15 protein-coding genes are annotated in these 12,432 nt (G+C 64.2%); 4 read left to right on the top strand and 11 right to left on the bottom strand.

What is annotated here, in order from left to right; all coding sequences use genetic code 11:
* Positions 1–21: 21 nt before the first annotated feature.
* The 10 genes from NFE57_RS08965 to NFE57_RS08920 all read right to left on the bottom strand — a co-directional run bounded on the left by NFE57_RS08965 (position 22) and on the right by NFE57_RS08920 (position 7,560).
* Positions 22–627, bottom strand: coding sequence for a GntR family transcriptional regulator (locus tag NFE57_RS08965; protein WP_252135219.1), 606 nt, complete (start codon positions 625–627; stop codon positions 22–24).
* Complete coding sequence (locus NFE57_RS08960) at positions 624–1,499, bottom strand: phytanoyl-CoA dioxygenase family protein (protein ID WP_382280106.1); 876 nt, start codon at positions 1,497–1,499, stop codon at positions 624–626. The genes NFE57_RS08965 and NFE57_RS08960 overlap by 4 nt, the downstream gene beginning before the upstream one ends.
* Positions 1,496–2,122: an acyl-homoserine-lactone synthase gene (locus tag NFE57_RS08955; protein ID WP_252135218.1), complete on the bottom strand. Its 627-nt coding sequence runs from the start codon at positions 2,120–2,122 to the stop codon at positions 1,496–1,498. Before NFE57_RS08955 ends, NFE57_RS08960 begins: the two co-directional genes overlap by 4 nt.
* Positions 2,123–2,228: 106 nt before the next feature.
* The gene (locus NFE57_RS08950; RefSeq protein ID WP_252135217.1) at positions 2,229–2,981 is read right to left on the bottom strand and encodes a helix-turn-helix transcriptional regulator; all 753 of its coding nucleotides are present in this window, start codon (positions 2,979–2,981) and stop codon (positions 2,229–2,231) included.
* Positions 2,982–3,059: 78 nt separating this feature from the next.
* Positions 3,060–3,596, bottom strand: coding sequence for a hypothetical protein (locus NFE57_RS08945; RefSeq protein ID WP_252135216.1), 537 nt, complete (start codon positions 3,594–3,596; stop codon positions 3,060–3,062).
* A gap of 19 nt (positions 3,597–3,615) precedes the next feature.
* Positions 3,616–3,951, bottom strand: a complete 336-nt coding sequence (locus tag NFE57_RS08940) for a hypothetical protein (protein WP_252135215.1) — start codon at positions 3,949–3,951, stop codon at positions 3,616–3,618.
* Between the two features lie 30 nt (positions 3,952–3,981).
* Positions 3,982–4,350: an RNA polymerase subunit sigma-70 gene (locus NFE57_RS08935; RefSeq protein WP_252135214.1), complete on the bottom strand. Its 369-nt coding sequence runs from the start codon at positions 4,348–4,350 to the stop codon at positions 3,982–3,984.
* 268 nt (positions 4,351–4,618) lie between these two features.
* Entirely contained in the window at positions 4,619–6,124 is a 1,506-nt protein-coding gene (locus NFE57_RS08930; protein ID WP_252135213.1) for a tyrosine-type recombinase/integrase, read from the bottom strand.
* Positions 6,125–6,460: 336 nt separating this feature from the next.
* Positions 6,461–6,916 (bottom strand): hypothetical protein, encoded by a 456-nt coding sequence (locus tag NFE57_RS08925; protein ID WP_252135251.1) that lies wholly within the window; start codon positions 6,914–6,916, stop codon positions 6,461–6,463.
* Between the two features lie 5 nt (positions 6,917–6,921).
* Complete coding sequence (locus NFE57_RS08920) at positions 6,922–7,560, bottom strand: histidine phosphatase family protein (RefSeq protein WP_252135212.1); 639 nt, start codon at positions 7,558–7,560, stop codon at positions 6,922–6,924.
* Positions 7,561–7,696: 136 nt separating this feature from the next.
* Between NFE57_RS08920 and NFE57_RS08915 the strand changes: the two genes are divergently transcribed.
* The 4 genes from NFE57_RS08915 to recF all read left to right on the top strand — a co-directional run bounded on the left by NFE57_RS08915 (position 7,697) and on the right by recF (position 11,563).
* Entirely contained in the window at positions 7,697–8,356 is a 660-nt protein-coding gene (locus tag NFE57_RS08915) for an outer membrane protein (protein ID WP_252135211.1), read from the top strand.
* 141 nt (positions 8,357–8,497) lie between these two features.
* Entirely contained in the window at positions 8,498–9,610 is a 1,113-nt protein-coding gene (dnaN, locus tag NFE57_RS08910) for a DNA polymerase III subunit beta (RefSeq protein ID WP_252135210.1), read from the top strand.
* A 64-nt stretch (positions 9,611–9,674) separates the two neighbouring features.
* Positions 9,675–10,451 (top strand): Coq4 family protein, encoded by a 777-nt coding sequence (locus tag NFE57_RS08905; RefSeq protein WP_252135209.1) that lies wholly within the window; start codon positions 9,675–9,677, stop codon positions 10,449–10,451.
* A gap of 47 nt (positions 10,452–10,498) precedes the next feature.
* Positions 10,499–11,563 carry a DNA replication/repair protein RecF gene (recF, locus tag NFE57_RS08900; RefSeq protein ID WP_252135208.1) on the top strand — a complete coding sequence of 355 codons (1,065 nt, stop codon included), beginning with the start codon at positions 10,499–10,501 and terminating at the stop codon, positions 11,561–11,563.
* Between the two features lie 12 nt (positions 11,564–11,575).
* Here recF and NFE57_RS08895 read toward each other — a convergent pair whose 3' ends face one another.
* Complete coding sequence (locus tag NFE57_RS08895) at positions 11,576–12,226, bottom strand: DUF4893 domain-containing protein (RefSeq protein ID WP_252135207.1); 651 nt, start codon at positions 12,224–12,226, stop codon at positions 11,576–11,578.
* Between the last annotated feature and the right edge of the window lie 206 nt (positions 12,227–12,432).

Below are 12,432 nucleotides of genomic sequence, written 5' to 3'. Positions count from 1 at the left end.
CGCGCTTCAGGTCAAGCGCAGTCACAAGTCCTCACCGCGCACGAGTTCAGCCAACCGGTCAGCGGCGGCCTTCCGGCGCGCATGATAGTCGCCGAGCGCCTCCAGCAACGCAGCGCGGGACCGGCCGCCGGTCAGCGCTTCAAGCGTGGCAAGCTCGGTTTCGGGGTCATCGAGCGCCTTCGGCTCGAATTGCCGATAGGGGTTGAGGCGCGCCGCAACCTGGCTGACCGCGCAGTTCAACTCGCCATTGTGCGCCGTCGCGGCGATCGAGCCGAACAGCAAGGCGGTACGCTCTCCGATCCCATCATGGCCTTGCGGTATGTCGATCGCCGGAAACCGTCCCCCCCGCCACTCGATCGCCATTGCCATCAACCGATGGTGCCACGCGAATGCCGTTCTGAGCTCAGCGCCGTCGAGGCGTGGAACGCGGAACCCCTCGCCCGGCTCCGCCTCGACCAGGCGCTCGCCCGTCAGGCGATTGAGGGCGTCACGCACTGGGGTGATGCTGACACCGAGTTCCTCCGCCAACCGCGCTGCCTCGAGCCTACAACGCGGCGGCCAGTCGCCAGCGACCAACCGACGCCGCAGCGTGTCATAAGTCGGCTCGAGGACATGCGCCGGGCTCATGGTTCGTCCTCGGCCGAGAAATTCGCCAGCATCGCCTCCTGATCCGGCCGCAAAGCGTCGATTGCCCCGATGCAGCCCGGGATCTCGTCTCGCAGCAGGATCGACGGACACTGGCCTTCATAATTGCCGAGATTGGGGCGATGCTGGACATAGCCGACCAGCGCGGCCAGCTCGCGTGGGAAGGTCCGCGCGATCGCGGGAGGATAAGCGAGCCACTGATTTTCGTACGGTTTGAGCCAGCCTAGGCAATAGCCCACGACAATAGCGCGACGCGGAAGATCGGTCAGGTTCGCCCCGGCGCCGTGCGCGGTCGAGCCGAGGAAACAGATCGCCGCACCGGGATCGCATTCCGGCGCGATCGGATCGCCGAGATCCTCGCGCGCCATCCCGTCGCAGCCGTGGCTCCCAGGATAGATCAACGTCGCCCCATTCTCACGCCGAAACGGCGACAGTGGCCAGATCACGTTGACCAAATATTCGTGCGCGCCCTTGTCACCCTGCCACATGTCGTGGTCGCGATGCGGGAACTGGCGAACCTCGCCGGGATGGATCTCGATCGCCTGCGCGACATTGAGCTGGATGCGATCGCAGGCCGACCCAAGAACCGCCTCGACCATCGTCAGGATCGTCGGATTCATCACAAGCGCCGATGTCCGCCCTGAGCGGCGCAACAGGCTGCCGAACCGCTTCGTCCGCTCGCCGTAGAACCGTCCCTGCGATAGCGGGGTAGCGCGGAAGTCCTCGTCGAGATCGCGCTGCAAGGCACCAAGCACCGACCGCGGCAGCGCATCCGGGATGATGCAATAGCCGTCGCGCAATAGCTGCGCCGACCAATCGCCGGCGTCATGCTCGAACGAGGGGACCAGCTTCACCGGGCACCTCCCGCCGTCGGCATGGCGAGCGAATAGGTCAGCTCCGCATAGACATTGCCACGGCGCAGGCGTTCGATCGTATCAGGCTCGACGGCAATGTGCAGTCCCGTGAGCCAACGGCCACCGTGATCGACGGGCTGGCCGAGCGGCTCGCACGTCCAACCGAAGCGCCGAACCTGATCGAACCAGTCCAGATCGGCAACCCCGGTATAGCCGGAGATGCCGTTCTCAAGCGCATATTCGGCGAGCACGGTGACAAGCTGATTGCGGGCGGCACGACGCTCAGCCGCGCGCTGATGCCGATCAAGGCAAAAGCGCGTAATCTCCCTTATCGTCGGTCCGGATGGAATCGGCCCGGCGCACAGATGAGGGTATAAATCGCCGAGGAGGTGGGGGCGATCGGTCCGCAGCAGCCGGGCCGACGCGCGGTGCTCTCCCTCGCGTCCCATCAGGATGAGATATTCAGCATCCTGATTGTCAAATTGATCAACTTCGAACTCGCCCGCGAGCGCCGGCAAATCCCATTGAAGCAAGTCGATGAAGACTTCTTTGCGGGCACGGAACATCGCCCGCAACGCTGCATTCTCATCGATCGGGCGCCTCTTCTCGATCGCTCGTAACATCCTGCTCTCCCACGCGGGCTATCCGCACGCGCAGGAGAGCATCGGTTCGGGCAGTTCGCCCATACCCAGAAATGGGGGGATGACCGGGCGAGCGATGACCGTTCGATCACGCTTTCTCCCGCCATCGGAAGATGTCCGCAAAGCTGATCAAGCCGTCGAACAGAGCCCACAGGATGAGCGACGAACGCTTGTGCGCATCATAGCGATCCCGCGCTTCCTTCACGTGCGTCGTCACGGTGTCGTGGCTGATTCCGAGGATGCGCGATATTTCCCAGTCTGACTTGCCGCGCGCCGCCCACAATACGCAATCCCGCTGGCGGTCGGTCAGCTTGGGTCGGTCGGACGATGGCGCCCAGCCCGCGATCCGACGAGCGCCGGCGATCGCAAACGCGCCAATCAGTTCTGCTACCAACAGCATGGATTCGGGCAGCCCAGTGCGCGGTCCGGTCACAAAGCTGCACGATGCCGTCACCTCGCCGGGCAAATGCCTCGGGATGGTAAATCCGTCTGCGATGCCGTGACGGCGGCCCGTATCGAACATCGCCTGTTCCAGATCACTGATCGGAATCAGCGTCGATACGTCACCCCAGCGGAACCCCAATAGACTGCGTTCGGCTGCGCGTCGGATCGGGTCGCTGGCTCCGAGATTGAAACCGACATACACGTCGGCCCAGGACGACGGATAATTGTGGATCAGAACCGATGTCCCGGCGTCGCCTCCAGAACCGATCTCCAGGGCGAGCGCGAAATGGTCGAAGCCGATTTCCCGCGCCGATCGCAAGAGCGCCTCATGGAGATCGTCTGTTGATTTCGCGGACAGGATTCGCCCGCCGAGATCTTCCGCCAGGTTGATACGCATATCTCGATGCAATGGCCCTGGGCGCGTATCCAACCCGCAAGCTCCGTGGCACGCCTTTCCTTCTGGAGACCCGTGGCATCAATTGTCACGTTGAGCGTCAGGCCGTTCTATAACTGCTGCGTCATTCGCAGGATCGGGCGTGGGTCGGGTCTCCACCGGGAACCGCGCGTCGCGGCCCCCGTTCCGCAGCCAGGGACTGGCGAAGCGAGGCAGAGAAAGTGTGCCTAGCAGCAGGACGCCGAGGGCAAGGTACGCATAGATCCCAAGACCCGTGAGATAGGCAAAGAGTGGCACTCGCGGCACCCAAGCGCCGACGACATTCGTCGAGATGTTGGCCACCGCGAACCCGAATGCCCAGATCGGCCAGAACCGCACGGTGGTGATCGCCAGCCAGAAGAAGCCAACGGTTACGCTGAAGTCGATCACCACGATGACGATCTCCGCCGGGGCATTGAAGTGCGAATCCGCCAGCCTCAATCCGGTCGTCAGATAGGATCCAAGCAAGTTGATGCACGCACCGATGCGTTCGGGACGGCCCCCGCGGAGCAGCGCAAAGCCGCACACTCCAAGGAGAACGACATTGTATGTCGCCGCGAGGAGCCATTCCGAACTCATGCGGAAGTCCGAACCCCGTTCAAGCTGCCACGGCCTCTTCCATCGCACCGAGGGCTGGCTTCGGTGAGCCGGAGCCCCAGGCGGCTTCGTCGAGCCCGAGATCCAGTCCCGCCCGCTCGGCGCTGATGTGGGCGCGGACCGACATCTGGCCCTGCCCATCGGCAAGCGCGGTCAGCGCGCCCAACGTCGCACGCACGGTACGAAGCGATGTTGCAGGCGAAAGGTCATGCGCCTCGGTTGCGTCCAGCGTCGTCAGCAGGAATTGCGCGACGTCGCGTTGTGCCAGATTGATCGACCGTTCTGCTCGACGCAGCTCGGTTGCGATGACCCTGCTTGTGATTTTAAGCGTTTCCATATTCCTCTCCGATGGCACCTTCGGCGCCGTTCATCTCGGGTTGATGCCGAGCAGCAGCGAGAGAGCGATGAGCACCATGGCCGCGACAGTCAGGGCGATCGGGGTGGCAATGCCGATGATCGCCCCCCACGCCAGCACCTGCCGCCACGACAAGGTGTTCAACGCCGCCCGCTTGGTCGACACCGGCAATGGAAGCGGCCAGAATTCCGGCCGGGTAGGTGCAATGCTTGCAGGGTAGAATCTTTCTACCCCTGCCTCGAACGCGGCGAACGTCCTTGCAGCCTCGAATCGGCTCGTCGCACCCAACAAATCCTTGGCGAGGAGAAGCTGCTTGTCGACCGCACGCGCGCTGACCCCTTCGAGATGCGCGATCTCGTCCGACGTCCGATGCTGGAACACATGGCGCAGATAAATGCGTTGTCGTTCGGACAGCTTGTCGAATGGCGCGGTCGTCGCTGAATCTCTCCCACAGTTGAGATTTGTTCTCAGAGCGAATCAATATCTCGCAAGCGCCAGCCTTCTGCAACGTCGTCCATTATCCTGGAATCGCAGTGCTACATCACGCTGGGAAAGGCGCTCGATCAGAACGGGGCATCTTCGATCCTCTCCAGCAGCTCGATATCGCCGTCCAGTCGCTCGAGGCGGGGCGTGCTGGTTTCTTGCCCATTCAGGCAGCGAGGCGTTCATCGACTAACGATAGTTGCGATCCGTCAGCATTCCGCCATGCGATTAGGATGTCTCGCGAATATACCACGCGCCGCCCGATCTTGGTGAACTCGGGGCCAGTTCCCATCCAGCGATAGGTCTGCAACGTGCCAACGGTCTTCCCGAGGAACACGGCCGCGGCGCGCGTGTCGAGCCACTTCGTCCGGATCGCTACACCCAGAATTGGATTCATCGCGTCGGATCCATCCATCTGGACTGGCTGGCTCGCTTCCAGACCAAATACGGGCTCCCCGGCCGCTGAGTCTTCCAACGAGTCGAGATACTCCGCGATCGTCGTTGCAATTCTATCTGCCGCAGACTTGACCGGATGGTCGGCGAGATGGGCATAACGCTGGGTTGTCTTCGCGCTCTTGTGACCCAACAGCGCCCCGAGCACCAACAGGCTGTCGCCGTTGTTTGCACCCATCGATGCAAAGCTGTGTCGGAGATCGTGAATTCGCACATCATTGAGCCCGGCAGCCTTGCGAACGCGCCCCCAAACGGTTTTCAAATCAGCCAAATGCTTGCTCTCGGCGTTCCCCGGAAGAAGATAGGGATTACCGGCCACAGGCTTGAGACTGGCAATCAGTCGTACAGCAGGAGCGCCGAGATGAACGACCTTTGCCCCGGTTTTGCTATCGGGAAGGCGGAGGCAGCGGTGATAGTTATCGACCCACGCCCGTTTCAGCCCAAGGATTTCGTTCTTCCGGCACCCCGTCAGAATGAGCAGGCGAATTGCCGCGATAGCATATGGATTCTCGACGCCGAGAGACTCCGCTGCGGCAAGGACACCACCGAGCGCGGCAAGTTCGGCAGGCGAGAGGAATCGTTCAAGCTTCTTCTCGGGGTATTTCTTCACACCACGCACCGGGTTGTCCGCCCGTAGGTTGGCATCGACGCTGAACGAAAACGCCGCGCTCAAGGTGCCGATGGTACGGTTTGCCGCTCCCTTGCCACCGCGAACTCTCGATTTTGACCGGGACCCTCGCTTTGTGACTTTGGCGGACTTGCCCTGGGCAATGTCGCGCATGAGCTGCTGCACATCCGCTCGACAGAGATGGACTGCAAGGCGCGATCCGATCAACGGTTTTATATGGTTCTCGATGTTCGACTTGGCCTGGCTGATCGAACTGTCTTTTGCCGTGAACAACCCCTCGTTGAGATAGCGATCGCAGAGGGCGGCAACCGTTAGCGTCGCTCGCTCCTTCTCATCGATTGGATCAATCCCTCCGGCCACTTTGCCAAGCAGAACCTTGGCCTGCTTCCTGGCCGTTTCCACGGTCCAAATTCCATGAGAACCGATCGTGGACCGCCTGAGCTTGCCGCCCACCCGAAATTGCACGAGGTAGCTTCGCTTTCCGGATCGGAAAACCCGGACCCCGAAACCCCGAACAACATCGTCCCAGAGAAACATATCCCTGCCCGTTGCAACCGCGTTTTCGACAGTTCTTTTCGTGAGATTCACCATTCCAACCTCCAGCGGCCCAGACAGGCTGCGGAATCACTGCGGAATCACGCGAACCAAATATCTGGCGAAGAAAATCGTACTCTGGAGAGCTTGGATTTCAAGTTTCTTATCTAAAATCAAAGACTTTCGTACCGCAGGAAACGATGGCGAACATTGGAAAATTATGTCAGTCCTGATTGGTAAGGCTGAGGTCGTGAGTTCAATCCTCACCGGCAGCACCACGCCCTAGAGTTGGTCCACGTTTCGTGGAAGCGGCACCGGCCCGCTCCCCCGCCCCACCGCCCAAGACATTATGCTGACTGGGTGGTGGGGCGGGGGAGCGGGCCGGTGCCGCATCTAACCCAGACATTCCAATGCCGCCGCGTCGATCGCGGTGGCCGCGCCGGGAAGCGCATAGACATCGGCGAAGGCGCGGCCATTGGCGCTTACCCCTTCGATGCTCATGCTGCGGCCCGATCGCATCGCGCCGACGATCGCCGCGTCGGTCTCGCGATCGGGTGCCCAGGCACGATCGCCGCGCACGACGAGATCGAAGCGGCGCTCGTCGATGCTCAGCGTCATTGGCGCACCGTCGCGGGCGGCGCGGCTCAGCCGCACGCTGATCTGGTTGCGGATGCCGCGTCGCGGCCAGGTGGAAACGCTCGCATAGGCGCCCATCCGGGCCGCCGCGCTGCCGCTGACGGGCTGAGCGATCGCATAGCAACGGGCCGCGTCCCGAAAGGCGCCCCATCCGTCATAGATACCGATCGCCTGCGGCGTCGCGGCGAGGGCGAGCGCGAGGATCGGCGGCATGATGCTCACGCCGGTGCGTGGCCGAGGCCGCGATGCACGATGGTTTCGGCGCCGTGGTCGATCATCACCACCGATCCCTGGGGCAGCGCGCGCGCGAACGGGGCGCCGATCGCCGGCAGCGGCGCCTGTCCGGTCATCATCCCGCGCAGCACGCCGCTCGAAATGCCGTGCATGATGACCAGCCGGTCGCCCGGCGCATCGTGCGTGTCGGCCAGCCAGCCGCGCAGCCGGTCGGCGATCGTGGGATACGCCTCGCCGTCGGGGGCGGGCCGCAGGATTCCCGTTTCGGCATCGAACATCGGCCCGATATCGGCGATCAGCTCCTCGTAATAACGCCCGCCCCAGCTGCCGACATCGATCTCGCCCAGTCGGGGATCGGTCGCGGCCCGGTGCCAGTCGAGTTCGAGATGCTCGGCGATCACCGCGAGCGTTTGCAGCGCGCGGCCGGTGGGCGACGCCCATAAGGCGAGCGCCGGGCGGGCACCGAGCGTCCGACGCAGCGCACGGCCCATCTCGTCGGCCTGCGCAAAGCCCGCGCGGGTCAGCGGCGTATGGGGGTGATGACCCTGGAGGCGGCGCGCGGCGTTGAACACCGTTTCGCCGTGGCGGGCGATGAAATCGCGGCCGGATCGATTGGAACTCATGCCCCCTCTTTCAAGCCCGTGTGGCGCAAAAGCAACGGATTTCCTTGTTTATCTGAGGTTAATGCAAGCCGCGCCCGGTGCCCCTATCTGCGCTGTCCGCCCTAACCCCCCTGGGGCGGACTTGTATGGAGTTATTATGCGTAAGCTTCTTCTCACCGCGCTTGCCGCCACGACCGCCGCGGGTGGCTTTGCCGCCCCCGCGCTGGCGCAGGACGCGACCTTCACCGGCCCGCGTATCGGCGTGATCGCCGGCTACGACGTGATGCGCCCGGGCAGCACCGAGGATTCGGACATTGCCGGCAAGAACGAATCGGCCAACGGGCTGCTGTATGGCGTCGATGCCGGTTATGACATCGGCGTCGGCAACGCCGTGATCGGTGCCGAAGCCGAGATTTCGGGGTCGACCGCCAAGGTGAAGAACGGCCCGGTCGATACCAACGATTTCGGTTATGGCCGCGTCAAGGCGGGCCGCGATCTGTACATCGGCGCGCGTGCGGGTTTCCGCGCAGGCCCGTCAACGTTGGTCTATGCCAAGGGTGGCTACACCAATCAGCGGCTCGATCTGACCGCGAGCGATGGCCAGACCGAAACCGGCCGTCATTATAATCTCGACGGCTACCGCGTTGGCGCGGGCGTCGAGCAGGCGGTCGGCACCAACGCTTATGCCAAGCTCGAATATCGCTATTCGAATTATGGCAAGGCGCGGCTCGAATTCGCCGACGGCACCAACACCAACAACTTCAGCGTCGACACCGATCGGCACCAGGTGGTGGCGGGCGTGGGGCTGCGCTTCTAATCGGCCACACGACGATTCGTGACGCTTTTGAAGGGCCGGGGCGCTTGCTCCGGCCCTTTTTTACGTTAAGGAAGAGCTCTAAAATCGTCCCCGCCCACGGGCTTGAACGGGGATCAACGGGCACGACCCCGGGGGAATCAGATGAAGGCCACGATCGAACGCGCCATCCTGCTCAAGGGGCTCAGCCACGTCCAGTCGGTGGTCGAGCGGCGCAATACTATCCCGATCCTGTCGAACGTGCTGATCGAGGCGCGCGCCGATGGCACGCTCCGGCTGATGGCGACCGATCTCGATCTCCAGATCGATGAGAGCGTGGCCGCGGCGGTCGATCAGCCGGGCTCGACGACGGTGTCGGCGCACACTTTGTTCGATATCGCGCGCAAGCTGCCCGAAGGCGCGCAGGTCGAGCTTTCGGCCGCCGAGGGGCGGATGGCGATCGTCGCCGGGCGCGCGCGGTTCAATCTCGCGACGCTGCCGCGCGACGATTTCCCGGTCATTGCCGAGGGCGAACTGCCGACGACCTTCGAACTGCCCGCCGAGACGCTCAAGCAGATCATCGACAAGGCGCGCTTCGCGATTTCTACCGAAGAGACGCGTTATTACCTCAACGGCATCTTCCTCCATGTGTCGGACGATCCGCAGCCGGTATTGAAGGCCGCCGCGACCGACGGCCACCGCCTCGCGCGCGTCACCGTGCCGCGCCCCGATGGCGCCGAGGGGATGCCCGACGTGATCATTCCCCGCAAATGCGTGGGCGAACTGCGCAAGCTGCTCGATGAGATCGACGGGTCGGTGGGCGTGTCGCTTTCGACCACCAAGATCCGCTTCGATCTGGGGCAGGCGGTGCTGACCTCGAAGCTGATCGACGGCACCTTCCCCGATTACAGCCGCGTGATCCCGACCGGCAACGACAAGATCCTCAAGATCGATCCGCGCAGCTTCGAGGAAGGCGTCGATCGCGTCTCGACGATCGCCACCGAAAAGACGCGGGCGGTCAAGATGGCGCTCGACAAGGACAAGATCACCTTGTCGGTGACGAGCCCCGAAAACGGCACCGCGGCCGAGGAAGTCCCCGGCGATTATACCTCGCTGCCGTTCGAGATCGGCTTCAACTCGCGCTATCTGCTCGATATCCTCGGGCAGCTCGAAGGCGATCTGATCGAGGTCCACCTGGCCGATGCCGCCGCGCCCACGCTGATCCGCGAAAACGACAAGGCGCCCGCGCTGTACGTGCTGATGCCGATGCGGGTGTGATGGGGGCGGCTTGACTCGTTGAGCCCCGACCCTTATTTACATGAGTGTAAGTAAGGATCGACTCATGGCCAAGCTCCCTCCCTTTCCCGGCACCAATGGCCGGCGCGACTGGCGGACCGCGTTCGATGCGATCCGCAAGCTGCTCGCCAATGGCGATGATACGACGCAGGTGTTCCGCATCATGAAGGCGCTCAACGCCGGCAATGCGGAGCGCAATTATGCTCGGCTGCTGGCGACCGAAGAGGGCGGGCGCACCGCTTATGATCGCGTGGAACTGACGCGGCGGTTCACCGACAAGGAATGGATCGCGCAGTTCGCGCCCGGCACGGTCGGTGCGGCGTATCGCGATTTTCTCGCGACGACGGGCTATTCGGCCGATGGGCTGGCCGAGGTGTCCAAGGTCATCCGCGAAGACGAGCTGGCGCATCCTTATGCCTGGTTCGGCCGGCGCACGCGCGATGTGCACGACATCTGGCACGTGATGACCGGGTACAAGGCCGACGAGAGTCTGGGTGAGGCGTGCCTCGTCGCGTTCAGCTATGCGCAGGTCGGCGGACTGGGCTGGGCATGGATTGCGAGCGCGGCATCGCTCAAGAGTCTCAAGGTCACGCGCAGCCGCCTGTTCACCAAGGCGGTGTGGGAAGGCTATCGCCATGGTCGCAAGGCCAAATGGCTGATCGGCGAGGATTATGAGGCGTTGATGGCCGAACCGATCGAGGCGGCGCGGCGCCGGTTGGGGATCGCTACGCCGCACGCCTATCTCAAGGCGCAGCGCGAACTCGGGCCCGAACTCGCGTCGTACCTCTCGACGCAGAAGCAGGCGGCGGCCGCCGCGGCCTGACGCAAGCAATCGCGTTCGGCCGCCGAACGCGCTAGGCGTGCGAGCGCATGTTCTCGCGCCTGATCCTCACCGATTTCCGCAATCACGCCGACGCCGTTTTCGCGCCCGGCCCGGGGTTCGTTTTGCTCACCGGAGAGAATGGCGCGGGCAAGACCAATGTGCTCGAGGCGGTGTCGCTGCTCGCGCCGGGGCGTGGTCTGCGGCGCGCGGCGCTTGCCGATATGGCGCGGCAGGGCGGCGCGGGCGGTTTCGGGATCGCGGCGACGCTTGCCGACGCGACGACGCTTGCCACCGGGATCGAGCCGGGCGCCCCCTCGCGGCGCCTCGTGCGGATCAACGGCGCCCCCGCGCCTGCGGGCACGCTCGCCGAATGGGTGACGATCCTGTGGCTTACCCCGGCGATGGACCGGCTGTTCGTCGATCCGGCGGGCGAACGGCGCCGGTTCCTCGATCGGCTGACGCTCGCGCTTGTGCCGGGCCATGCGGCGCACGCGACCCGCTACGACGCCGCGATGCGCGCGCGCAACCGGCTGCTGGCCGGCGAGCCGCCCCCCGATGGCGATTGGCTCGCCGCGCTCGAAGCGCAGATGGCCGAGCACGGTGCCGCGCTCGATGCCGCCCGCCGCGCGACAGTCGATGCACTATCCTCGGCAATCGCCGAAGAACCCGATAGCGCGTTCGCGCGCGCCGGGCTTGCGATCGAGAATGGCGATCATGCCCCCGATCTCGCCGCCGCGCTGGCGGTGAACCGACGTCGCGATGCCGCTGCCGGCCGCACGCTCACCGGGCCGCACCGCGCCGATCTCGTCGTGACGCATCTCGCCAAGAATCAGCCAGCGGCCTTGTGCTCGACCGGCGAGCAAAAGGCGTTGCTGCTGGGGATCGTGCTCGCGCACGCTGCGCTGGTGGCAGAACGCACGCGCCGCGCGCCGATCCTGTTGCTCGATGAGGTCGCTGCGCACCTCGATCCGCTTCGCCGCGCGGCGCTGTTCGATCGGCTGGCAGGGCAGGGGCAGGTCTGGATGACCGGCACCGAACCAGCGCTGTTCGACAGCATCGACAACGCGACCCGCTACTGCGTCGCCGATGGCCGGATCGTCGCGGCGCGATAGCCGCGTGCGGGCTCAGGACGGTTGCAGATCGGCCGGGACCGGCGTCAATTCGTAAACGTCGATGCCCTTGCCGCCGTCACGCGGTGCCACCAGCCGCCAGCGGAATGCGCCGACGCGTTCGACCACGCCGGCGACGTCGCGATCATGATCGATGCCGTAACCGAGCGACACATCGCCTGGTGCATCCTGCCGCGCGCCGAGAAAGACATAACGCTGCGTCCCATCGGCGTAGAGATAGCCCGCGGGGAGATCGCTGCCTGATTGCTTGGTGAAGCTCAGCCCCTTTTCCTCGTCGCGGATGTAACAGAATTTGGGTGCGAACGATTCGATCTGCTTGCGCCCGGCGATGCTCCCGATCCGCACCACGCGGCACCAATAGGAGCCTGGCGGCAGCGCGGGATGATCGAGCGCGGCATCGGCCTGGAGCAACGGTCCCTCGGCATCGATCGCCTTGCCGCTGCGTTTCTTCGCGGTGGTCAGCACGTGCGTCCAGATCGACGGAAGGTCTTCGATCAATGCCTGATCGCTGGGCACGATTGTATCGCGCCAGGCCTGTTCGGCGGGCGTCAGCGTCTCGGTGTCCAGCGACACCGTGGCGTGGGGCGTCGTGGCACAGGCGGCAAGCGCCCACGGCAGGACGGTCGCGAAGACCAGCCATCGCATCGGAGATACTCCTCGAACTGTTCCGATCCGCCGATCGTGGGAAAATTTGGTTAACAAAACGTAAAGATCGTCGGGAATTGCGGCGCGACGACCGCTGAACGCCGCCGTCGGACGATGGAATTTTCGCCGGACGATTGGCCCGGCCGCTGTGACCTGTTACGCGCGCCGCGATAGCCCGCCCCGATGGCCGCGGACTGCTGCTGATC

The organism is Hephaestia sp. MAHUQ-44 (assembly GCF_023806085.1).
Classification (GTDB): domain Bacteria; phylum Pseudomonadota; class Alphaproteobacteria; order Sphingomonadales; family Sphingomonadaceae; genus Sphingomonas.
Note: the sequence above shows the minus strand (reverse complement) of the source record. Positions and strands in the feature narration are given on the sequence as shown.